This is a genomic window from Halomonas organivorans (assembly GCF_014192055.1).
GTDB lineage: Bacteria > Pseudomonadota > Gammaproteobacteria > Pseudomonadales > Halomonadaceae > Halomonas > Halomonas organivorans.
Window position 1 is genome coordinate 38,394 of record NZ_JACHXM010000022.1, and the last position, 21,439, is coordinate 59,832.

Here is a 21,439-nt window from a genome sequence, read left to right on the forward strand (position 1 = left end):
AAGCGTTCTGGGATCGACGGGGGCCGGAGACGCCCCCGCCACGGCAAGGGCGCCCCGCGGGGCGCCCGGTGATCATCGATGCCGCATGGCGTCAGCTGCCGGCTGGCCCGCCGAGAGGATCGGAAGGACGTCGGCTCGGCGACTCCTCGTCATCGCCGTCATCGGCACTCGAGGCCGGCTGCTCGGGCGCCTCGGAGACCGGCGCGCCGCTGCCGGGACCACCCTCGTCCCAGTCCTTGGGCGGACGCGGCGTGCGGCCTGCCATGATGTCCTTGAGCTGGTCGGCGTCGATGGTCTCGTACTGCACCAGCGCTTCGGCCATGGCATCCAGCTTGTCGCGGTTGTCCTCGAGGATCTGCTTGGCCTGGGCGTAGCATTCGTCGATGACGCGGCGCACTTCCTTGTCGAGCTTGGTGACCGTCTCGCCGGACTTGAGCTTGCCGCCGCTCTGGCCGGGCCCGCCGAGGAACTGGTGGGACTCGTCCTCGTCGTACATGATCGGCCCCATCTCCTCCGACAGGCCCCACTTGGCGACCATGTTGTGGGCCAGCTCGGTGGCACGCTTGATGTCGTTGGAGGCGCCGGTCGTCACGCCGTTCGGCCCCAGGGTCATCTCCTCGGCGATGCGGCCGCCGAACAGCGAGCAGATCTGACTGATGATCTGCTGGCGCGACAGGCTGTAGCGGTCTTCCTCGGGAAGGAACATGGTCACGCCCAGCGCCCGGCCGCGCGGGATGATGGTGACCTTGTAGACCGGATCGTGCTCGGGCATCACCAGGCCGATGATCGCGTGGCCCGACTCGTGATAGGCGGTATTGAGCTTGTCCTTCTCGGTCATGACCATGGAACGGCGCTCGGCGCCCATCATGATCTTGTCCTTGGCCATCTCCAGCTCGTCCATGCCCACCAGGCGCTTGTTGCCGCGTGCGGCAAACAGTGCCGCCTCGTTGACCAGGTTGGCCAGGTCGGCGCCGGAGAAGCCCGGAGTGCCGCGAGCGATGTAGGACGGCTTGACGTCATCGGCCAGCGGCACCTTGCGCAGGTGCACGTTGAGGATATGCTCGCGGCCGCGGATGTCGGGCAGCGGCACGGTGACCTGGCGATCGAAGCGACCCGGACGCAGCAGCGCCGGATCGAGCACGTCGGGACGGTTGGTGGCGGCGATGACGATGATGCCTTCGTTGGCCTCGAAGCCATCCATTTCCACCAGCAGCTGGTTCAGCGTCTGTTCCCGCTCATCGTTGCCACCACCCATGCCGGCACCGCGAGAGCGGCCCACGGCATCGATCTCGTCGATGAAGATGATGCACGGCGCCTGCTTCTTGGCCTGCTCGAACATGTCGCGCACCCTTGATGCGCCAACACCGACGAACATCTCGACGAAGTCGGAGCCGGAAATCGAGAAGAACGGCACCTTGGCCTCGCCGGCGATCGACTTGGCGAGCAGCGTCTTGCCGGTCCCGGGCGGGCCCACCATCAGCACGCCGCGCGGAATGGTGCCGCCGAGACGCTGGAACTTGGTCGGATCGCGCAGGAAGTCAACCAGCTCCTCGACCTCCTCCTTGGCCTCGTCGCATCCGGCCACGTCGGCAAAGGTGGTCTTGATCTGGTCCTGGGAAAGCAGCTTGGCCTTGGACTTGCCGAAACTCATCGGCCCGCCCTTGCCGCTACCACCGCCCTGCATCTGGCGCATGAAGAACATGAAGATGGCAAGAATCAGCAGGATCGGGAAGCTGGCGATCAGCAGCCGCGTCCACAGGCTCTGCTGCTCGGGCTCCTTGCCCACCACCGTGACGTCGTGGGCCAGCAGATCATCCATCAGCTTGGGATCGTCCGCCGCCGGCCGGATGGTCTGGAACTGGGAGCCGTCGGTGCGTTCGCCATTGATGGTGTAGCCATCGATGGTCACGCTCTTGACCTGCTCGTTCTGCACCTGCTGGACGAACTGCGAATAGTTCATCGTCTGCGGTGTGTTCTCGACGCTGAAATTGTTGAACACCGTCAGCAGCACCGCCGCGATGACCAACCACAGAATCAGGTTCTTCGCCATGTCGTTCAAGGGACTACCCTCAATTGCAAGAATCTGTCGGCCGAACAGGCCTGGCCCTTCGACACTACCCTAGCAGTACATGTTCGGCCAGCGGGCGAGATGCCCGCACCTGCCCACACTGTGACACAGACACGCCACCGTGTCTGGCCATTGCATCGTTAGGCTGACACTATCAGGGCGCCGCGGCGCCCTGGAGGGCCGAACCGGCATCCATAGGCCGACTCAGCCGCGGAATCCTTCCGCCAGCAGGTAGACCTCGCGGGAGCGCGCCCGGGAGGCTTCCGGCTTGCGGGTCACCACCCGCTGGAAGCTGCCGCGCAGCTCCTTGAGGTAGGCATCGAAGCCTTCACCCTGAAACACCTTGGCCAGGAAGGTTCCGCCGGGCGACAGGGTCTGGCGCGCCAGATCCAGCGCCAGCTCCACCAGGTACATGGCCTGGGGCTGGTCGATGGCGGCCATACCACTCATATTGGGGGCCATGTCCGACATCACAAGGTCTACAGGGCGATTCCCCAGGCGGGCGAGGATCTCGTCGAGCACGTGGTCTTCGGTGAAATCGCCCTGCACGAAGTCGACGCCGGCCAGGGCGTCCATCTCGAGGATGTCGGATGCGATGACCACGCCCCGGTCGCCGACCTTCTCGGCGGCGATCTGGCTCCAGCCGCCCGGGGCGGCGCCCAGGTCGATCACCGTCATGCCCGGGCGCAGCAGGCGGTCCTTGTCGTCCAGGGCCAGCAGCTTGTAGCTGGCCCGCGAGCGGTAGCCATCCTGCCAGCTCTGCTGGACGTAGCGATCGTCGAAGTGTTCCTTCAGCCAGCCGGCACTGCTCTTGCTGGCGCTGCGCCGCTTGGCGCCGCCCTTGTTGCGGGAATCATGGGAAGAGGCCACGGCATCACCTGTGAATGGTCTGGATGACAGGCGGTCGAGCGGATTCCGGACATCGGGGGACGGGGTGCTGACCTGCGACCCGGCCGGGGGAGGCCATGTGGCGGCCGTGCTTTCGCCGCGCGGCAATTCGCCGTACCATGGAACGCTGCGCGCCAACCGGGAAGAAGCACGATACCATGAGCTTGTCACAGGCACAAAAGAAAGCATTTCGCAGCATCGGCCACCATCTCGACCCCGTGGTGACGGTCTCCGAGAACGGCCTCTCAGAGGGCGTGCTCGCCGAACTCGAGCGGGCCCTGAGAGATCATGAGCTGGTCAAGATCAAGCTGGCCCTGCCCGAACGAGAGGATCGCGCCGCCATGCTCGAGGCCCTGGTCGCCGAGAGCGACGCCGAGCTGGTGCAGAAGATCGGCAAGGTCGCACTCTTCTACCGCCACAACCCCAAGGTCAACCCGAAGCTCTCCAACATCAAGCGCTTCGAGGAGCACCACGGGCGGCGCTAAAGCTGGAAGCTGGAAGCTGGAAGCTGGAAGCTGGAAGAACAGCAGAATCAACGGCTTCAGAAATGGAAACACCCCCGCAGCGGCGCTGCGGGGGTGTTTTTCTTCAAGCTTCCAGCTTAAGGCTTCAAGCTTGATTTACAGGTGCTCGACGCTCGAGATCTCGTACTCGACCTCACCGCCGGGGGTGCGCACCAGCGCCACGTCGCCCTCTTCCTTGCCGATCAGGGCACGGGCGATGGGAGAGGTGACGGAGATCTGGCCGGCCTTGATGTCGGCCTCGTCCTCACCGACGATGCGGTAAGTCACCTCATCGTCGGTCTCCAGGTTGAGCAGCCCCACGGTCACACCGAAGATCACCTTGCCAGTCTTGGGCAGCTTGGTGACGTCGATGACCTGCGCGTTGGAGAGCTTGCCTTCGATCTCCTGGATCCGCCCCTCGATGAAGCCCTGCTGTTCGCGGGCCGCATGGTACTCGGCGTTCTCCTTGAGGTCGCCGTGCTCGCGAGCCTCGGCGATGGCCGCGATCACGTTCGGGCGGGCCTCGCTCTTGAGGTGATCGAGCTCGTCGCGAAGACGCTGCTCACCGACGACGGTCATCGGAACCTTGTTCATTGACTGACTCCTGCATGCTGTTCCTGTAACCGCCGCACGGTAATGGCATTGCCGTACTCGAGCGCCAGACAAACGGCCTTGGCCCCTGCCAGGGTGGTGGCATAGGGAACCTTGCGGGCGAGTGCGGTGCGGCGGATCACCGAGGAATCATTGATGGCCTGACGGCCCTCGGTGGTATTGACGATGTAGGCGACCTCGTCGTTCTTGAGCAGATCGACGATGTGCGGACGACCCTCATAAACCTTGTTGACGATCTCCACGGGCAGATCGGCCGCTTGAAGGGCCGATGCCGTGCCACGGGTCGCGCAAAGGGTGAAGCCCAATGTTAACAGAGAACGGGCCACCTCGATAACACCCTCCTTGTCCGGCTCGCGCACCGAGAGGAAGGCCTTGCGCTCGCCGGTCAATGCCGGAATCGCCTCGCCGGCGCCCAACTGCGCCTTGTAGAAGGCCTCGGCGAAGGTCTCGCCGGAGCCCATCACCTCGCCGGTGGACTTCATCTCCGGCGACAGGATCGGATCGACGCCCGGGAACTTGTTGAACGGGAAGACCGCCTCCTTGACGCTGTAGGTCCGCGGCACGATCTCGGCCACGAAGCCCTGGTCGGCCAGGCTGATGCCGGCCATGCAGCGCGCCGCCACCTGGGCCAGCGAGGTGCCGATGCACTTGGAGACGAAAGGCACGGTGCGCGAGGCGCGCGGGTTGACCTCGATGACGTAGATCTCGCCGTCCTGCCAGGCAAGCTGCACGTTCATCAGGCCTTTGACGCCAAGCTCCACCGCCATGCGCTTGACCTGGTCGCGCATCTCGTCCTGCACGTCGGCGGGCAGCGAGTACGGCGGCAGCGCACAGGCGGAGTCGCCCGAGTGCACGCCGGCCTGTTCGATATGCTGCATGATGCCGCCGATCACCACCTGCTTGCCGTCGGAGACGGCGTCGATGTCCACCTCGACGGCGGCGTTGAGGAAGTGGTCCAGCAACACCGGCGAGTCGTTGGAGACCTTGACCGCGTGGGTCATGTAGTTCTCCAGCTCGGAAGCGTCGTAGACGATCTCCATGGCCCGGCCACCGAGCACGTAGCTCGGGCGCACCACCAGCGGGTAGCCGATGGTCTCGGCCTTGGCGAAGGCCTCGTCGAAGCTGCGCGCGGTGGCGTTGGGCGGCTGCTTGAGCCCCAGCTTGTCGATCATCTGCTGGAAGCGCTCGCGGTCTTCGGCGCGGTCGATGGCGTCCGGAGTGGTGCCGATGATCGGCACGCCGGCGGCCTCCAGCTCGCGGGCCAGCTTGAGCGGCGTCTGGCCGCCGAACTGCACGATGACGCCGGCCGGACGCTCCTTGTCGGCGATCTCCAGCACGTCCTCCAGCGTCACCGGCTCGAAGTAGAGGCGGTCGGAGGTGTCGTAGTCGGTGGAGACGGTCTCCGGGTTGCAGTTGACCATGATGGTCTCATAGCCGTCGTCGCGCATGGCCAGCGCGGCGTGGACGCAGCAATAGTCGAACTCGATGCCCTGGCCGATGCGGTTCGGCCCGCCACCGAGCACCATGATCTTCTGCTTGTCGCTCACCTCGGCCTCGCACTCCTCCTCGTAGGTGGAGTACATGTAGGCGGTATCGGAGGCGAATTCGGCCGCGCAGGTGTCGACCCGCTTGTAGACCGGGCGGATACCGGCCTTCTGCCGAGTCTTGCGGAATTCCTTCTCGGCCACGCCGAGCAGCCGGGCCAGGCGAGCATCGGAGAAGCCCTTGCGCTTCAGTCGCAGCAGCTCGCGGGCGTCGAGCTCGGAGAGCGAGCGCTTGGCGATCTCGGCCTCGGTCGCCACCAGGTCCTCGAGCTGGACCAGGAACCAAGGGTCGATGTTGGTCAGCGCGAAGACCTCTTCGCGACTCATTCCAGCGCGCATGGCGTCGGCGACATAGAAGATGCGGTCGGCGCCGGCGGCCTGCAGCTCGCCCTTGATGTGGGCCATCGCCTCATCGGTGAAGCGGGTGACCTTGGGGTCGAGGCCGTCGTTGCCGGTCTCCATGCCGCGCAGCGCCTTCTGCAGCGACTCCTGGAAGGTCCTGCCGATCGCCATCACCTCGCCCACCGACTTCATCTGGGTGGTCAGGCGGTCGTTGGCCTGGGGGAATTTCTCGAAGGTGAAGCGCGGAATCTTGGTGACCACGTAGTCGATGGACGGCTCGAAGGACGCCGGTGTGCGGCCACCGGTGATGTCGTTCTGCAACTCGTCCAGGGTATAGCCGACGGCCAGCTTGGCGGCGATCTTGGCGATCGGGAAGCCGGTGGCCTTGGAGGCCAGCGCCGAGGAGCGCGACACCCGCGGGTTCATCTCGATGACCACCACGCGCCCTGTCTGCGGGTCGACGCCGAACTGGACGTTGGAACCACCGGTCTCGACGCCGATCTCGCGCAGCACCGCCAGGGAGGCGTCGCGCATGATCTGGTATTCCTTGTCGGTCAGCGTCTGGGCCGGTGCCACGGTGATGGAGTCACCGGTGTGCACGCCCATGGGGTCGAAGTTCTCGATCGCGCAGACGATGATGCAGTTGTCGTTCTTGTCACGAACGACCTCCATCTCGTATTCCTTCCACCCCAGCAGCGACTCGTCGATCAGCAGCTCGTGGTTGTTGGAGAGCTCGAAGCCGCGGGTGCAGATCTCCTCGAACTCCTCCTTGTTGTAGGCCACGCCGCCGCCGGAGCCGCCCATGGTGTAGGAGGGCCGGATGATCACCGGGAAGCCGAGCTCGCCCTGGATCTCCCAGGCCTCGCCCATGGTGTGGGCGACCTTGGCCTTGGGGCACTCCAGGCCGATGCGCTTCATGGCCTGGTCGAAGAGATCACGGTCCTCGGCCATGTTGATGGCGTCGGCGTTGGCGCCGATCATCTCCACGCCGTGCTTCTCGAGCACGCCGTGCTTGTCCAGGTCGAGCGCGCAGTTGAGCGCGGTCTGGCCGCCCATGGTCGGCAGCACGGCATCGGGCTTCTCGGCCTCGATGATCTTCTCCACCGCCTGCCAGGTGATCGGCTCGATATAGGTGGCATCGGCCATCACCGGGTCGGTCATGATGGTGGCCGGGTTGGAGTTGACCAGGATGACCCGGTAACCCTCTTCGCGCAGGGCCTTGCAGGCCTGGGCGCCGGAATAGTCGAACTCACAGGCCTGGCCGATGACGATCGGGCCGGCGCCGATGATCAGGATGCTCTGGATGTCGGTACGTTTTGGCATGACGGTTCCCGCGGCTAATCGGTGTAAAGACGGACTCGATGGTGACTGAGGATCAACGCTTAGCGGCGTTCCTTCATCATGGAGATAAAGCGGTCGAACAGCGGCGCGACGTCGCGCGGCCCGGGACTCGCCTCCGGATGGCCCTGGAAGCTGAAGGCCGGACGGTCGGTGCGCTCGATGCCCTGCAGGGTGCCGTCGAACAGCGAACGATGGGTCGCGCGCAGGGTGTCGGGCAGGGTCGCCTCGTCCGCGGCGAAGCCGTGGTTCTGGCTGGTGATCATCACATGCCCGGTGTCGAGGTCCTGCACCGGATGGTTGGCGCCATGATGGCCGAACTTCATCTTCACCGAGCTGGCCCCGCTGGCCAGCGCCAGCAGCTGATGACCCAGGCAGATACCGAAGATCGGCACCCCGGTCTCGAGCAGCTCGCTGATGGCGGTGATGGCATACTCGCAGGGCTCGGGGTCGCCGGGGCCGTTGGAGAGGAAGATGCCGTCAGGGTTCAGCGCCATGACCTCGCTGGCCGGGGTCTGGGCCGGCACAACGGTCAGCCGGCAGCCGCGGGAGGCCAGCATGCGCAGGATGTTGCGCTTGACCCCGTAATCGTAGGCGACCACGTGATAGGGCCGTTCGCTCTCGCCGGCATCGGCGTAGCCCGCGCCCAACGCCCACTCGCCCTCGCTCCACTCGTAGGGCGACTGGCAGGACACCACCTTGGCCAGGTCCATGCCCTTGAGCCCGGGAAAGGCCTTGGCCGCGTCCAGGGCGCGCGCCACGGCGTCTTCGCCCTCGGCCTCCGCGCCGGCCAGGATGGCGCCGTTCTGGGCCCCCTTGTCGCGCAGGATGCGCGTCAGTCGGCGGGTATCGATGTCGGCGATGCCCAGCACGTTCTGGCTGGCCAGGTAGTCGGAGAGCGACTGCTCGGAGCGGAAGTTGCTGGCCAGCAGCGGCAGGTCGCGGATCACCAGGCCGGCGGCGGCGATGGCACCGGATTCGACGTCCTCTGCATTGATGCCGGTGTTGCCGATATGGGGATAGGTGAGGGTGACGATCTGACGGGTATAGGAGGGGTCGGTGAGGATTTCCTGGTAGCCCGTCATGGCCGTATTGAACACCACCTCACCGCTGGTTTGTCCGTCGGCACCGATGGCGGTGCCATGAAACACACTGCCATCTTCCAAGGCCAGTATCGCGGGTTTGTTCAATGCAACGTCCTCCCAGGTGTTAAGAGACAGCTCGTCAGGAATAGGGCTCGGCTGGCACCCGACGGGCGATTCGACCCACGGCTTTTCGGCCCGTAAAAAAGCGGGACGAAACCCGACAGTAAAGACCGGTTTCATCCCGCTTGTTGTCATTCGCTCGGAACGCAGGGCCGACGCAACAAGCGCTTGCGCGGCGATGGGCCGTCGCCCGGCCAAAATTTGTGGGATTTTAAAGCATCGAGCGCCGCTCGGCTACCCCTTGGCGCAGAACAATGGCTCAGTTCAGCCCGATCACATCCTGCATGTCATAGCGTCCCGCCGGCTGGCCGGCCACCCAACGCGCGGCGCGCACCGCGCCCTTGGCGAAGGTCATGCGGCTACTGGCCTTGTGGGTGATCTCGATGCGCTCGCCCTCGGTGGCGAACATCACGGTGTGCTCGCCGACGATGTCACCGGCACGCACGGTCGCGAAGCCGATCTCCTTGTTGGTGCGCGGCCCGCACTGGCCGACCCGCTCGAACACCCCGTACTCCTTGAGCGGGCGATCGAGGGCCTCGGCCATCACCTCGCCCATCTTCAGGGCGGTGCCGGAGGGGGCATCGACCTTGTGGCGGTGGTGAGACTCGATCACTTCGATGTCGTAACCCTCGTCGCCCAGCGCCTTGGCGGCGGTCTCGAGCAGCTTGAGCGTCAGGTTGACCCCCACGCTCATGTTGGGCGCGAAGACCATCGGCACCCGATCACGGTAGCCGTCCAGCTCGGCCAGTTCCTCGTCGGACAGCCCGGTGGTGCCGATCACCATGCGCTTGCCGTGCTCGGCGCAGAAGGCCAGGTTGGCCAACGTCACCTTCGGGGCGGTGAAGTCGATCAGCACGTCGAAGTCGTCGACGATAGCCGCCAGGGAATCGGCGGCGGCAACCCCCAGCCTGCCCTGCCCGGCCAGCTCGCCGAGATCGGCGCCGGCCAGCGAGCTGCCCGGCTCGACGACACCGCCGGCCAGACTGGCCTCGGCATCCTGCTGCACGGCGTTGACCAGGGTGCGGCCCATGCGGCCGGCGACACCGACAATGGCGATACGAGTCATGCGGGAACTCCTGAAAGTGACTGGCCTGAAGATGCCCGAAGTATACCAGAGGCCCGAGGGCGGCTGGGGCGACGAGTCAAGGCGCGGTGGCTGACGACCGGCCGTGCAAACCCGCTTGGGGGCGGCCGGGTCTTCACCCACACTGGAAAGAGCCGCACAGGAGACGCGTCATGACTCCTTCCCTCGCCCCGCTACCCACCAACCACCCGCTACCCGCGCTGCTGCGCCGCCACTTGCGGGTGCTGCTGCTTGGCGCCCCCGGCAGCGGCAAGACCACCCTGGCCACTGCGGCCGCCGCGAGACTCGCGGCGACCGGCCAGCCCTGCCGCTGCCTGAGCGCCGATCCGGGCCTGCCGGGCGTCGGCCCGCCGGGGGCGCTGGGGCTGGGCGCCTGGAACGGCGATCACTGGCGCCTCGAGGCACTGGTGGCGCTGTGCAGTCTCGACGCGTCGCGCTTTCGGTTGCCACTGGCGGAAGCCGCCCACCGCCTGGCCGGGGAGGCGCCGCCCGGCCCGCTGCTGATCGACGCCCCGGGCCTGGTCCGCGGCGGAGGGGCCGCCGAACTGCTGATGGCCCTGACGATTGCCACCGACACCCGCGCCCTGCTGGTGATCGCCCCGTCAGACGCCCCACTGCCGCTGGCAGACGAGTGTCGCGCCCTGGGCATGCCCCTCGTGCGGCTGCCGCCTGCTCCCGCGGCGCGCCCTCCGGGCAAGCGACAGCGGCGGCTGCACCGCAGCGCGGCCTGGAATGCCTGGCTGGCCGACGCTATCGAGAGCACGCTACTCCTCGACGACCTGGCGGTGCTCGGCACCCCGCCGCCCCGAGAGGCCGCCGCGGCCTGGCGGGGGCGTCAGATCGGACTGCTGGACGCCCGCGGCGATACCCTGATTCTGGGCGAGAGCGTCGCCCTGGAGGGCGATCGGCTGCGCCTGCGCGCCCCACCTTTCGAGGGGCGAGTTCACGCCCTCGTCGTCCGCGATGCGCATCGCGACGACGAGGACCGGCTGGCTACCGCAGCGCCCTATCGTCCGATCCCTGCGGCTCCCGCACACCCTGAGCTGAGCGTTGCCCTGCCGTCGACGGCCCGTCCGGACAATCATCGCCCGGTGATCCGCCTCGAGGCGGCCACGGCCACCCTGATCAACGGCATGTTCGGCGACCCACTGCTGCACCTGCGACTGCATCGGCAGCGTCGCCAACTGCTGTTCGATCTCGGCGATGCCGGAAGGCTGCCGGCGCGACTCGCCCACCGGGTTGGCGACGTCTTCATCAGCCACGCCCATTTCGACCACATCGGCGGCTTTCCCTGGCTGCTGCGCTCGCGAATCGGCGCCTATCCACCCTGCCGGCTATTCGGCCCGCCGGGGCTCGCCGGCCACGTGGCGGCACAGGTCGATGGCGTACTCTGGGATCGAGTCGGCGACAAGGCGCCGCGCTTCGAGGTCGCCGAACTGCACGGCGAACGGCTCGAACGCTGGTCCATCGTCGCCGGCCGCCAGCCTCGCCGACTGCCCGACGCTCCCGCGCCGGACGGTGTGCTGCTCGCCGAGCCAGGCTTCCGGGTGCGCGCCGTCACCCTGGACCACGGTACGCCAGTGCTCGCCTTCGCCCTGGAGCCTGGGGCCCATGCCCGAGTTCGCCGGGAACAACTGGCGGCCCGCGGCGTTTCTCCGGGCCCGTGGCTCGGCGAGCTCAAGCGCCGGGTACTGGCCGGCGAGCCCGAGGCGCCGATCGTCCTGCCCAACGGCCGGATGCGCCCCGCAGCCGAACTGGCCAGCGAGCTGCTGGACGTCTTGCCGGGCCAGCGGCTGGTCTACGCCACCGACCTGGCCGACACGCCGGACAATAGAACGCGCCTGGTGACACTGGCGCGGGGGGCACACACCCTGGTCTGCGAGGCGCCCTTCCTCGAACGGGAGGCGGACCAGGCTCGCGACACCGGCCACCTCACCGCCAGGGCCTGCGGCGAGATCGCCGCCGCCGCTGGCGTGGCGCAGCTGGTGCCCTTTCACTTCTCGCGACGCCACGCCGGCGATACCGCGGCCCTGTATGCCGAGCTCGACGCCGCCTGTCAGCCGTCCCGTCGCGCGCCACCGGGAGACTCGGCAGGCGCGGAGGGCTGAACCAGCAGCAGGACGATGGCCAGCAGCACCAGGGCGCTACCCGGCAGCCAGACCCAGCCGATGCGCGACGGCGACTCGAGGAACAGCAGCAGCATGGAGACGAAAGGCACCAGGTAGCCATAGGCGGTGACGGTACCCGGACCCAGCAACGCGGTGGCCCGCTGCATCAGCCAGAAGGTCAATGCGCTGGAGCACAGCCCCAGGTAGACGATCAGCAGGCCGTCGCGCCAGGTCATCGCCGCGAGTTGACCAACCGGCTCAATCGCCAGCCCCAGCGCACCGATCAGCAGGCCGCCGAGCCCCAGGCTCCAGAAGGTCCGCACCGCCGCCGAGGCGGGCAGCCGGCCGCTCTCAAGGCCGTGCCGCGACAGCACCGGATAGAGCGCCGAACACACACAGCCAAGGAAGAACACGGCCTCGCCCGTGCCGAACCGCCACGAGCCGCCGCGCTGAATGGCCTCCGCCGCGGCCAGACCCAGGGCACCAACCGCCCCCAGGGCAAGGATCGCCGGCAACTGCCAGCTCGGGCGCTCCACGCCGAACCCCCGTCCCATGCCATAGGCCAGCAGCGGTACGCTGACGTAGAGGGTTGCCATGGACAGTGCCGTGGCGTGATGGGCCGCCCAGAACATGGCGCCGAAGAAGCCCGCCAGGCAAAGCCCCATGGCGGCGAACCACAGCAGCGCTCGCCAGCCGGGCCAGACGTCCGGCGCTCGACGCACCAGCCCCCAAAGGCCCAGGCAGGCGATGGCGAAGCGCAGCGCGGTCAACGACAGCGGCGGCAGCTCGCTGAGCAGTCCCACGGCGGGAAACGACAGCCCCACCAGCACCGACCACGCCAGCAGGCCGAGGTGGGCGCCGCGCGCCGACCGCTGCTCGATCGTCAATTCTCCCAGACGATCTCCAGCGATTCCTTGCCGGCCATGCGCTCGAGGTGGCTGGCCACCACGCCCTCGAGTCGATCGAGGGCCTCTTCGTCCAGGGCCTCGACGGCCACGTGCAGCTTGCCGGGCTCGGCCCGCATCAGGCAGCTCCCCGCGTCGAAGGTCACCCGCCCCTCGCCCTCGCTCTGCTCAACCTCCAGCTTGTGGGCCCAGTGCTTGCAGAGCCGGTTGATCAGCTTGTCGCCGGATTCGGTGGCAATCTCGGCACGTGAAATCGGCATATCGGACTCCGTGTTCCTTGGTCATGGGCCTCCAGCCTATGACGTCGCCCCCTCCCAGCGCCAGCCCCATGCCGACAACCACGCGTTCGACGTAGCGAGACGGCTATGCTCTCTAGCAGGAGGCTCCGTTCACGACAGGGAGGAAGCGTCATGATCGTCAACTGCGTTGCCTACGAGCAGGGGCGCCGACTGCGCGACATCCGGCCCGAAGAGGTCGCCGAGCACATGGCCCGACCGAACTGCTTCGTGTGGGTGGCCCTGCACGACCCCGACCCGGAGGAACTGGCCCCCTTTCAGGACATCTTCGGTCTTCACGAGCTGGCCATCGAGGATGCCCTGCGCGGCGAGCAGCGCCCCAAGGTCGAGGAGTACGGCGAGACGCTGTTCGTCATCATGCACATGATCACCATGCGCGACGAGCGGCTGGAGTCGGGGCAGGTAGCGGTGTTCGCCGGCCCCGGCTACGTGCTCTCGGTGCGCTTGCGCTCGTGCCAGGGCTTCACCGCCGTGCGCCGCCGCTGCGAGCGGGAGCCGAAGCTGCTCAAGCAGGGCCCGGCCTTCGTGCTCTATGCCCTGCTGGATGCCGTCGTCGACCGCTACTTTCCGGTGGTCGAGGCGCTGCAGGCGGAACTGGAAAGCATCGAGGACCAGATCTTCGTGCGCGGCACCGCGCGTGCCAGCCTCGAGCGCCTCTACCAGCTCAAGCGCCAGACCATGCAGCTCAAGCATGCCGCCATGCCCCTGGGCGACGCCGTCAGCCACCTGTTCGGCGGGCGGGTCCCGGCGCTGTGCCGCAAGACCCGCGAGTACTTCCGCGACGTCTACGACCATCTGCACCGCCTCGAGGCGGCGGTGGACACCATGCGCGAGATGATCATCACCGCGATCCAGGTCAACCTGTCGATGGTGGCCATCGACGAGGGCGAGGTGCACAAGCGCCTGGCGGCCTGGGCGGCGATCTTCGCCGTGGCCACCATCCTCGCCGGCGTCTGGGGCATGAACTTCGCCCACATGCCGGAGCTCGACTGGCGCTACGGCTATCCCCTGGCGCTGCTGATGATGGGGCTGGCATGCGGCGCCCTCTACCGGCGCTTCCGGCGCACCGGCTGGCTGTAACCGCACCTCGACGGCACTCGACGTTTCGGCCATACTGGCGCCGCCTGCGAATAGTAACGATACGCAACGGCCAACGAGAAAGGCTTGCGAAAGCCCTCGGGGAGACGCACGCCCGTGACACGGCGACGGCCTCCGCGCCTCCGTGCCGGCCAGACGCGCCCGGCCTTCGCAGCACGGCCATCAACGAGATCCCACCCCATGCTGAACTCCCTGCTCAACGCCGTCGGCGGCACGGCCTTCGCCCTCGCATCCTCGGCCGTCCTGGCCGAGGAAATCACCGTCACCGATGTCGCCGGCCGCGAGGTTACCGTCGACGTTCCGGTAGAGCGCATGATCCTCGGCGAGGGCCGCCAGATCTACCTGCTGGGCGCCCTGCAGCCCGACGCCCCCTTCGCGCATGTCGCGGGCTGGCGCGCGGACTTCTCCCAGGCCGACCCGGACAACTACGCCCGCTACGCGGCGAAGTTCCCCGAGCTGAAGGACATTCCCACCTTCGGCGGCTTCAAGGACGGCACCTTCGACGTGGAGCAGGCCGCCGCGCTGCAGCCGGATGTGGTGCTGATGAACCTCGAGGCCAGAACGGCCACCGAGGACGCCGGTTATGACGACAAGCTGGCCGAGCTCGGCATCCCCATCGTCTACGTGGACTTTCGCGAGGCGCCGCTCGCGCACACCATCCCCTCCATGCGGCTGATGGGCGAGCTGCTGGGCGAGGAGGACGACGCCGAGGCCTTCATCGACTTTGCCCGGGAGCAGATGGCGCGCGTCACCGAGACGATCGCCGCCGCCGACCCCGAGCGCCCGCGAGTCTTCATCGACCGCGCCGGTGGCTACTCCGAGGAATGCTGCATGAGCTTCGGCCCGGGCAACTTCGGGGAATACGTCGAGATCGCTGGCGGCACCAACATCGCCGGCGACATCATTCCCAACACCTTCGGCACACTGAACCCCGAACAGATCATCGCCGCCGACCCGCAGCAGGTGGTGGTGACCGGCGGCAACTGGGACGCCTATGTGCCCGGCGGCGCCTGGGTAGGCGTGGGGCCCGGCGCCGACATGGACGCCGCCCGGGCCAAGCTCCAGGCACTGACCGAGCGCACCGCCATGACCGGCATCGAGGCCGTGGAGAGCGGTAATTTCCACGCTATCTGGCACCAGTTCTACAACAGTCCCTACTATTTCGTCGCCGTCCAGCGGCTGGCCAAGTGGTTTCACCCGGAGCTATTCGGCGACCTCGATCCCGAGGCCACCCTGCAGACGCTGCACGAGCGTTTCCTGCCGGTGGACTACGCCCCGGGCTACTGGCTCTCGCTGAAGGACCGCTAGGATGCATGCCGGCATGAATGCCTCGACCACCGACACCGCGTCCCCTGCTCCGCGGGGAAGAGGCTTCTATCGCGCCCTGGTGCTGCGCCGCCAGTTGATCCTCGCCGCCCTGACACTGGCACTGTTCCTGAGCTTGTGCGTCGACCTGGCCCTGGGGCCGGCCCGCTTCAGCCTCAGCGAGGTGATCGCCGCGCTGCTCACCCCAGAGTCGGTGAGCCAGCAGGCAAGGGTGATCCTTTGGGAGATCCGCATGCCGGTGGCGCTGATGGCCCTGGTGGTGGGCGCCAGCCTGTCGGTCGCCGGCGCCCAGATGCAGACCATCCTCAGCAACCCGCTGGCCAGCCCCTTCACGCTGGGCATCTCCGCCGGGGCCAGCTTCGGTGCCGCCCTGGCGCTGGCCTTCGGCGTAGCGATCGTGCCCGCCGCGGTCGACTACGTGATTCCGATCAATGCCTTCGTGATGGCCATGCTGACCGCCTTCGCGATCCACGCCCTGAGCATGCGACGCGGGGTGACCATCGAGACCATCGTGCTGCTGGGCATCGCCATGGTGTTCATCTTCAACGCCCTGATGGCGCTGATCCAGTTCTTCGCCAGCCAGCAGGCGGTGTCCGCGGTGGTGTTCTGGACAATGGGCAGCCTGACCAAGGCCACCTGGCCCAAGCTGTGGATCGCGCTGGGCGTGCTGGCCGCGGTCATGCCGCTGCTGGCCCGCCACGGCTGGGCGCTGACCGCCATGCGCCTGGGCGACGCCAAGGCCGAGAGCCTGGGGGTGAAGCCCCGCCGGCTTCGCCTGGAAGTCCTGGTGCTGGTCTCGCTGCTGGCCGCCATCGCCGTAGCGTTCGTCGGCACCATCGGCTTCATCGGCCTGGTCGGTCCGCATATCGCTCGCCTGCTGCTGGGCGAGGATCAGCGCTTCTTCTTGCCGGGGGCGGCGCTTTGCGGCGCGCTGATTCTCTCCGTCGGCTCGGTGCTGTCGAAGATCATCCTGCCCGGCACCATCATTCCCATCGGCATCATCACCTCGCTGGTGGGCATCCCCTTCTTCCTGTTCCTCGTCCTCAGCCACAAGAAGGCCTCATGGTAACGCTCACGCTCGACCGCCTGTCGGCCCGCTACGGCCGCCGCCGGATTCTCTCCGAGATCAGCACGCCCAGCTTCGCGGGCGGCCAGGTGGTGGCCCTGCTCGGCCCCAACGCCGCGGGCAAGTCCACCCTCTTCCGCCGCATCCTCGGGCTACTCGAGGGCGACGGCTCGGTGCGCATCGATGGCGCCCTCACGGAGCGCCCGCTGGCCTACATGCCTCAGGACACCGGCGCCAACGCGGTGCTGACGGTCTATGAATCCGTGCTGCTGGCACGCATGCAGGGGCGCCGCCTGAAGGTCCAGGCCGACGACATGGCAGAGGTCGACCGCGCCCTGGATGACCTGGGCATCGCCGAGCTTGGCGAGCGCGACATCGGCGACCTCAGCGGCGGGCAACGACAACTGGTCGGGGCGGCGCAGGCGCTGGTACAGGCACCCGAGATCCTGCTGCTCGACGAGCCCACCTCGGCGCTGGACCTGCATCGCCAGATCCAGCTGCTGTCGATCCTGCGCCGCCTGGCGCAGGAACGCGGAATGCTGGTGATCGCGGCATTGCACGACCTTGGCCAGGCGCTGCGCTTCACCGACCAGGCCATGGTCCTCAAGCGCGGCGAGCTGATCGCCTGCGGGCCGACCGAGGACGTGGTCACCCCCGAGCTGCTGCATCGCGTCTACCGGGTGGCCGCCCGCATCGAACGCTGCTCGAGGGGCGAGCCCCAGCTCATTGTCGAAGCGGCCGTCTGAAGCGACGCCCCTCGAGCGCCGCCAGGCCCGCGCCACCCAGCACCAGGGGCAGGGCCACCAGGAAGCCGCTGGATGGCGCCAGACCGAAGATCAGCAGGTCGGCCAGCACCGGCCAGACCAGTGCCACGTATTCGAAGGGAGCCAGGCGGGAGACTTCGGCATAGCGCAGCGCCAGGGTCATGCAGATATGGGCGGCACCGCCGAACAGCCCCGCCATTACCAGAAGTGCCAGCGTCTCCCCGGATACGGCCACCCAGCCCAACGGCAAGGTGGCAAGCCCCGCCAGGGCCGTGACCAGCACGAAGTAGAAGGCGATGGACGCCGCCGTCTCGGTGCGCGAGATGCGCCGCACCGTGACCAGCGCCCCGGCCGTCAGCAGGGCGGCGAGGACGCCCAGGCCGTAGCCCAGCACCTGCCCCCGGGACTCGCCCAGGTCGGGCACCACCAGCGCCGCCACGCCCGCCAGCACCAGCGCGAAGGCCGCCGCCCGATGCAGGGTGAAGCGCTCGCCCAGCAGCAGCACGCCGCCTATCGCCATGGCCACCGGCGACAGCTGCGCCAGCAGCGTCGCCTCGGCGACCGGCAACCGCGCCACCGCCGCGAAGGAAGCGAACATCGCCGCCGCACCCAGCCCCGAGCGCACGAGGTGCCCCAGGGGCTTGCGGGTGACCAGTGCCCGGGGAAACTCCCGCCGCCAGGTCATGAAGATCACGATCGGCAGCAGCGCAAAGGCCGAGCGAAAGAACACCGTCTGGCCCAGCGGCACCTCCGCGCTCACCGCCTTGACGCACACCATCATCCCCGTGAACAGAATGCCCGACAGCAGCCTGAGCAGAATGCCGGCCAGCGGCCGATCCGCGACGTTGTCCATGCGTGTCCTTGTCCCGTGATTCGAAATTTTCATTCTGGCGCGCCCGCTTGAGCATCGACGCCCCTCGGCACGCGAGGACAGCCCCCGATACCTGGACCAAGCCAACCATGATACGCCACTAACGGGAATGATTCCTATCCCAATTCCCCTGCCTGTTGGCGCCCGTCACATCGGCACGGACACGACAAGGCCCCGCCTCCTGATGGAGCGCGGGGCCTCGTGCGTTCAGACGAGGGGCGAGCCTTACGGCTTCATGTCCTCGAAGAACTTCTTCACGCCGTCGAAGAAGTTGCTCTTCTTCGGCGAGTGGTGGCTGTTGCTGCCCTCCAGGCTGTCCTGGAAGCGGCGCAGCAGCTCCTTCTGCTCTTCGCTGAGCTTGACCGGCGTCTCGACCACCACCTTGCACAGCAGGTCGCCGGCAGGGCCGCCGCGCACCGGCTTGACGCCCTTGCCCTTGAGCCGGAACAGCTTGCCGGTCTGGGTCTCGGGCGGGATCTTCAGCTTGACCCGGCCGTCCAGGGTCGGCACTTCGAGCTCACCGCCCAGGGCGGCGTCGACGAAGTTGATCGGCACCTCGCACTGAAGGTGACGACCGTCGCGCTCGAAGATCGCGTGCGGCTTGATCGCCACCTGCACGTAGAGATCTCCGGGCGGCCCGCCGTTGAGGCCGGCCTCGCCCTCGGCGTTGAGGCGGATGCGGTCGCCGGTATCGACGCCCGCCGGAATCTTCACCGACAGAGTTCGGGTCTCGCGCACCCGTCCCTCGCCGTGGCACTTGTGGCACGGCACCTTGATGTGCTGGCCGCTGCCGTGGCAAGTCGGGCAGGTCTGCTGCACGGCGAAGAAGCCCTGCTGCATGCGCACCTGGCCGTGGCCGGCACAGGTCGGGCAGGTTTCCTTGCTGGAGCCTGGCTCGGCGCCGTCGCCGTCGCAGCGCTCGCATTCCACGTGACGCGGCACGCGGATGTCGACGCTGGTGCCGGACACCGCGTCCTCGAGATCGAGCTCGAGGTTGTAGCGCAGATCGCTGCCGCGCTGCGGGGCATTGGGATGGCGTCGCGCGCCGCCCCCGCCGAAGATGTCGCCAAACACATCGCCGAAGATGTCGCTGAAGCCGCCGGCTCCCGCGCCGCCGAAGCCGCCCGCACCGGCCTGACCGTCGACGCCGGCATGGCCGAACTGGTCGTAGGCCGCACGCTTCTCGCTGTCGGTCAGGACCTCGTAGGCCTCGGAGACCTCGCGGAACTTCTCGGCGGAGGTCTCATCGTCCGGATTGCGATCCGGATGGAACTTCTGGGCCAGGCGCCGGTAGGCCTTCTTGATGTCCTTCTGGTCGGCCCCTCGCTCGACGCCCAGCACCTCGTAGTAATCACGCTTGGACATGTGTCTGTCCGCCTCCGTAGCGACGCTGCTGCGGAAACACCAGCGCGGGAGTCATCCCCCCGCGCTGGCGTCATCCCTGATTCAGGCGTCGTGGTTTACTGCTTCTTCTGGTCGTCGTTGACTTCCTCGTACTCGGCGTCGACCACGTCTTCCTCACGCTTGGCACCGGTCTCGCCGGCGGCGTCGGCGCCTTGGGCGGCCTCGCCCTGCTCGGCGTACATCTTCTGTGCCAGGTTGCCGGAGGCCTCGGTCAGCTTGTCGAGCTTGGCCTGGATGTCGTCCTTGTCGTCACCCTTGAGGGCTTCCTCGAGGTCGGAGGCAGCACTCTCGATGGCCTGCTTCTCTTCCTCGGTGGCCTTGTCGCCGGCTTCCTCGAGGGTCTTGCGAGCGGCGTGGACCATGCCGTCGGCCTGGTTGCGAAGCTGCACCAGCTCTTCGAACTTCTTGTCCTCGTCGGCGTGGGCCTCGGCGTCCTGGACCATCTGATCGATCTCTTCATCGGACAGGCCGCTGGAGGCCTTGATGACGATCGACTGCTCCTTGCCGGTGGCCTTGTCCTTGGCGGACACGTGCAGGATGCCGTTGGCGTCCAGGTCGAAGGCGACCTCGATCTGCGGCACGCCGCGCGGCGCCGGCGGAATGTCGGCCAGATCGAAGCGGCCGAGCGACTTGTTGCCGCTGGACTGCTTGCGCTCACCCTGCAGCACGTGAATGGTCACGGCGGTCTGGTTGTCATCCGCGGTCGAGAAGGTCTGGGTCTTCTTGGTCGGGATGGTGGTGTTCTTCTCGATCAGCGGGGTCATCACGCCGCCCAGGGTCTCGATCCCCAGGGTCAGCGGAGTGACGTCGAGCAGCAGCACGTCCTTGACGTCGCCGCCCAGCACGCCGCCCTGGATGGCAGCGCCCACGGCCACGGCCTCGTCCGGGTTGACGTCCTTGCGGGCGTCCTTGCCGAAGAACTCGGCGACCTTGGACTGGACCATCGGCATGCGGGTCTGGCCGCCGACCAGGATGACGTCGTCGATCTCGGAGGCGGACAGGCCGGCGTCGGCCAGCGCGGTCTTGCAGGGCGCCAGCGAGCGGGTCACCAGCTCTTCCACCAGCGCTTCCAGCTTGGCCCGGGTCACCTTGACGTTGAGGTGCTTGGGACCGGTGTTGTCAGCGGTGATGTAGGGCAGGTTGACCTCGGTCTGCTGGGCGCTGGACAGCTCGATCTTGGCCTTCTCGGCGGCTTCCTTGAGGCGCTGCATGGCCAGGTTGTCGCCGGACAGATCGATGCCGCTGTCGGCCTTGAACTGGTCGACCAGGTAGTTGATCAGCTTGAGGTCGAAGTCCTCGCCGCCCAGGAAGGTGTCGCCGTTGGTGGCCAGCACCTCGAACTGAGTCTCGCCATCGACGTCGGCGACTTCGATGATGGAAATATCGAAGGTGCCGCCACCCAGGTCATAGACCGCGATGGTCTTGTCGCCGCGGGCCTTGTCCATGCCATAGGCCAGCGCCGCCGCGGTGGGCTCGTTGATGATGCGCTTGACCTCGAGGCCGGCGATGCGGCCGGCATCCTTGGTGGCCTGACGCTGGCTGTCGTTGAAGTAGGCCGGCACGGTGATGACCGCCTCGGTGACGGTCTCGCCCAGGTAGTCCTCGGCGGTCTTCTTCATCTTTTTCAGGACTTCGGCGCTGACCTGCGGCGGTGCCAGCTTCTTGCCCTTCACCTCGACCCAGGCGTCACCGTTGTCGGCCTCGGTGATGGTGTAGGGCACCATCTTGATGTCCTTCTGCACCACGTCGTCCTTGAAGCGACGACCGATCAGGCGCTTGATGGCGTACAGGGTGTTCTGGGGGTTGGTGACCGCCTGGCGCTTGGCCGCCTGGCCCACCAGGGTCTCACCGTCCTCGGTATAGGCGATGATGGACGGGGTGGTGCGCGCGCCTTCAGCGTTCTCGATCACCTTGGACTGATCGCCGTCGAGCACGGCTACACAGGAGTTGGTGGTCCCCAGGTCAATACCGATGATGCGTCCCATAGGAAATCCTCGAAAATTCGGTTGCCAATTCG

The 21,439-nt window shown here is 67.2% G+C and carries 17 protein-coding genes; 6 read left to right on the forward strand and 11 right to left on the reverse strand.

The annotated features are described in order from the left end of the window. Positions 1 to 91: 91 nt before the first annotated feature. Both ftsH and rlmE read right to left on the reverse strand, forming a co-directional pair. Positions 92 to 2,059 (reverse strand): ATP-dependent zinc metalloprotease FtsH, encoded by a 1,968-nt coding sequence (ftsH, locus tag FHR96_RS16795; RefSeq protein ID WP_183388880.1) that lies wholly within the window; start codon positions 2,057 to 2,059, stop codon positions 92 to 94. A 213-nt stretch (positions 2,060 to 2,272) separates the two neighbouring features. Next, entirely contained in the window at positions 2,273 to 2,938 is a 666-nt protein-coding gene (gene rlmE, locus FHR96_RS16800; protein WP_183388881.1) for a 23S rRNA (uridine(2552)-2'-O)-methyltransferase RlmE, read from the reverse strand. Between the two features lie 176 nt (positions 2,939 to 3,114). Here rlmE and yhbY point away from each other — a divergent pair, with 176 nt between their 5' ends. After that, entirely contained in the window at positions 3,115 to 3,441 is a 327-nt protein-coding gene (gene yhbY, locus FHR96_RS16805) for a ribosome assembly RNA-binding protein YhbY (RefSeq protein WP_183388882.1), read from the forward strand. A 135-nt stretch (positions 3,442 to 3,576) separates the two neighbouring features. Here the strand turns inward: yhbY and greA are convergent, their stop codons facing one another. The 4 genes from greA to dapB form a co-directional block, all read right to left on the reverse strand. Next, positions 3,577 to 4,053: a transcription elongation factor GreA gene (greA, locus tag FHR96_RS16810; protein ID WP_183388883.1), complete on the reverse strand. Its 477-nt coding sequence runs from the start codon at positions 4,051 to 4,053 to the stop codon at positions 3,577 to 3,579. Next, positions 4,050 to 7,280, reverse strand: a complete 3,231-nt coding sequence (carB, locus tag FHR96_RS16815) for a carbamoyl-phosphate synthase large subunit (RefSeq protein ID WP_183388884.1) — start codon at positions 7,278 to 7,280, stop codon at positions 4,050 to 4,052. The genes greA and carB overlap by 4 nt, the downstream gene beginning before the upstream one ends. 59 nt (positions 7,281 to 7,339) lie before the next feature. Further along, positions 7,340 to 8,485, reverse strand: coding sequence for a glutamine-hydrolyzing carbamoyl-phosphate synthase small subunit (gene carA, locus FHR96_RS16820; protein ID WP_183388885.1), 1,146 nt, complete (start codon positions 8,483 to 8,485; stop codon positions 7,340 to 7,342). Between the two features lie 274 nt (positions 8,486 to 8,759). Further along, positions 8,760 to 9,566, reverse strand: coding sequence for a 4-hydroxy-tetrahydrodipicolinate reductase (gene dapB / locus FHR96_RS16825; protein WP_183388886.1), 807 nt, complete (start codon positions 9,564 to 9,566; stop codon positions 8,760 to 8,762). Positions 9,567 to 9,736: 170 nt separating this feature from the next. Between dapB and FHR96_RS16830 the strand changes: the two genes are divergently transcribed. After that, positions 9,737 to 11,692, forward strand: a complete 1,956-nt coding sequence (locus tag FHR96_RS16830; protein WP_183388887.1) for an MBL fold metallo-hydrolase — start codon at positions 9,737 to 9,739, stop codon at positions 11,690 to 11,692. On the opposite strand, the gene FHR96_RS16835 is transcribed toward FHR96_RS16830, so the two are convergent. Continuing rightward, positions 11,641 to 12,579: a DMT family transporter gene (locus tag FHR96_RS16835; protein WP_246392998.1), complete on the reverse strand. Its 939-nt coding sequence runs from the start codon at positions 12,577 to 12,579 to the stop codon at positions 11,641 to 11,643. The two genes, FHR96_RS16830 and FHR96_RS16835, sit on opposite strands and share 52 nt — an antisense overlap. Further along, entirely contained in the window at positions 12,576 to 12,857 is a 282-nt protein-coding gene (locus tag FHR96_RS16840; protein WP_183388888.1) for a DUF2218 domain-containing protein, read from the reverse strand. Before FHR96_RS16840 ends, FHR96_RS16835 begins: the two co-directional genes overlap by 4 nt. A 150-nt stretch (positions 12,858 to 13,007) precedes the next feature. Here FHR96_RS16840 and corA point away from each other — a divergent pair, with 150 nt between their 5' ends. The 4 genes from corA to FHR96_RS16860 all read left to right on the forward strand — a co-directional run bounded on the left by corA (position 13,008) and on the right by FHR96_RS16860 (position 17,129). Further along, the gene (gene corA, locus FHR96_RS16845; protein WP_183388889.1) at positions 13,008 to 13,973 is read left to right on the forward strand and encodes a magnesium/cobalt transporter CorA; all 966 of its coding nucleotides are present in this window, start codon (positions 13,008 to 13,010) and stop codon (positions 13,971 to 13,973) included. A gap of 198 nt (positions 13,974 to 14,171) precedes the next feature. Beyond that, positions 14,172 to 15,299: an ABC transporter substrate-binding protein gene (locus FHR96_RS16850; RefSeq protein WP_183388890.1), complete on the forward strand. Its 1,128-nt coding sequence runs from the start codon at positions 14,172 to 14,174 to the stop codon at positions 15,297 to 15,299. A gap of 13 nt (positions 15,300 to 15,312) precedes the next feature. Next, positions 15,313 to 16,386 carry a FecCD family ABC transporter permease gene (locus tag FHR96_RS16855; protein WP_183388891.1) on the forward strand — a complete coding sequence of 358 codons (1,074 nt, stop codon included), beginning with the start codon at positions 15,313 to 15,315 and terminating at the stop codon, positions 16,384 to 16,386. Further along, positions 16,380 to 17,129 carry an ABC transporter ATP-binding protein gene (locus FHR96_RS16860; RefSeq protein WP_183388892.1) on the forward strand — a complete coding sequence of 250 codons (750 nt, stop codon included), beginning with the start codon at positions 16,380 to 16,382 and terminating at the stop codon, positions 17,127 to 17,129. Before FHR96_RS16855 ends, FHR96_RS16860 begins: the two co-directional genes overlap by 7 nt. On the opposite strand, the gene FHR96_RS16865 is transcribed toward FHR96_RS16860, so the two are convergent. From FHR96_RS16865 to dnaK, 3 genes are all read right to left on the reverse strand, one after another. Then, positions 17,107 to 18,000: a DMT family transporter gene (locus tag FHR96_RS16865; protein WP_183388893.1), complete on the reverse strand. Its 894-nt coding sequence runs from the start codon at positions 17,998 to 18,000 to the stop codon at positions 17,107 to 17,109. The two genes, FHR96_RS16860 and FHR96_RS16865, sit on opposite strands and share 23 nt — an antisense overlap. A 243-nt stretch (positions 18,001 to 18,243) precedes the next feature. After that, the gene (gene dnaJ, locus FHR96_RS16870) at positions 18,244 to 19,383 is read right to left on the reverse strand and encodes a molecular chaperone DnaJ (RefSeq protein ID WP_183388894.1); all 1,140 of its coding nucleotides are present in this window, start codon (positions 19,381 to 19,383) and stop codon (positions 18,244 to 18,246) included. A 95-nt stretch (positions 19,384 to 19,478) separates the two neighbouring features. Continuing rightward, on the reverse strand, positions 19,479 to 21,407 hold the full coding sequence (gene dnaK, locus FHR96_RS16875; protein ID WP_183388895.1) for a molecular chaperone DnaK: 1,929 nt from the start codon (positions 21,405 to 21,407) through the stop codon (positions 19,479 to 19,481). Between the last annotated feature and the right edge of the window lie 32 nt (positions 21,408 to 21,439).

Coding starts and splice junctions, on each gene's coding strand:
- yhbY (WP_183388882.1), top strand. CDS start 3,115: ATGAGCTTGTCACAGGCACAAAAGAAAGCATTTCGCAGCATCGGCCAC.
- greA (WP_183388883.1), bottom strand. CDS start 4,053: ATGAACAAGGTTCCGATGACCGTCGTCGGTGAGCAGCGTCTTCGCGAC.
- carB (WP_183388884.1), bottom strand. CDS start 7,280: ATGCCAAAACGTACCGACATCCAGAGCATCCTGATCATCGGCGCCGGC.
- dapB (WP_183388886.1), bottom strand. CDS start 9,566: ATGACTCGTATCGCCATTGTCGGTGTCGCCGGCCGCATGGGCCGCACC.
- FHR96_RS16830 (WP_183388887.1), top strand. CDS start 9,737: ATGACTCCTTCCCTCGCCCCGCTACCCACCAACCACCCGCTACCCGCG.
- FHR96_RS16840 (WP_183388888.1), bottom strand. CDS start 12,857: ATGCCGATTTCACGTGCCGAGATTGCCACCGAATCCGGCGACAAGCTG.
- corA (WP_183388889.1), top strand. CDS start 13,008: ATGATCGTCAACTGCGTTGCCTACGAGCAGGGGCGCCGACTGCGCGAC.
- FHR96_RS16850 (WP_183388890.1), top strand. CDS start 14,172: ATGCTGAACTCCCTGCTCAACGCCGTCGGCGGCACGGCCTTCGCCCTC.
- FHR96_RS16855 (WP_183388891.1), top strand. CDS start 15,313: ATGAATGCCTCGACCACCGACACCGCGTCCCCTGCTCCGCGGGGAAGA.
- FHR96_RS16860 (WP_183388892.1), top strand. CDS start 16,380: ATGGTAACGCTCACGCTCGACCGCCTGTCGGCCCGCTACGGCCGCCGC.
- FHR96_RS16865 (WP_183388893.1), bottom strand. CDS start 18,000: ATGGACAACGTCGCGGATCGGCCGCTGGCCGGCATTCTGCTCAGGCTG.
- dnaJ (WP_183388894.1), bottom strand. CDS start 19,383: ATGTCCAAGCGTGATTACTACGAGGTGCTGGGCGTCGAGCGAGGGGCC.
- dnaK (WP_183388895.1), bottom strand. CDS start 21,407: ATGGGACGCATCATCGGTATTGACCTGGGGACCACCAACTCCTGTGTA.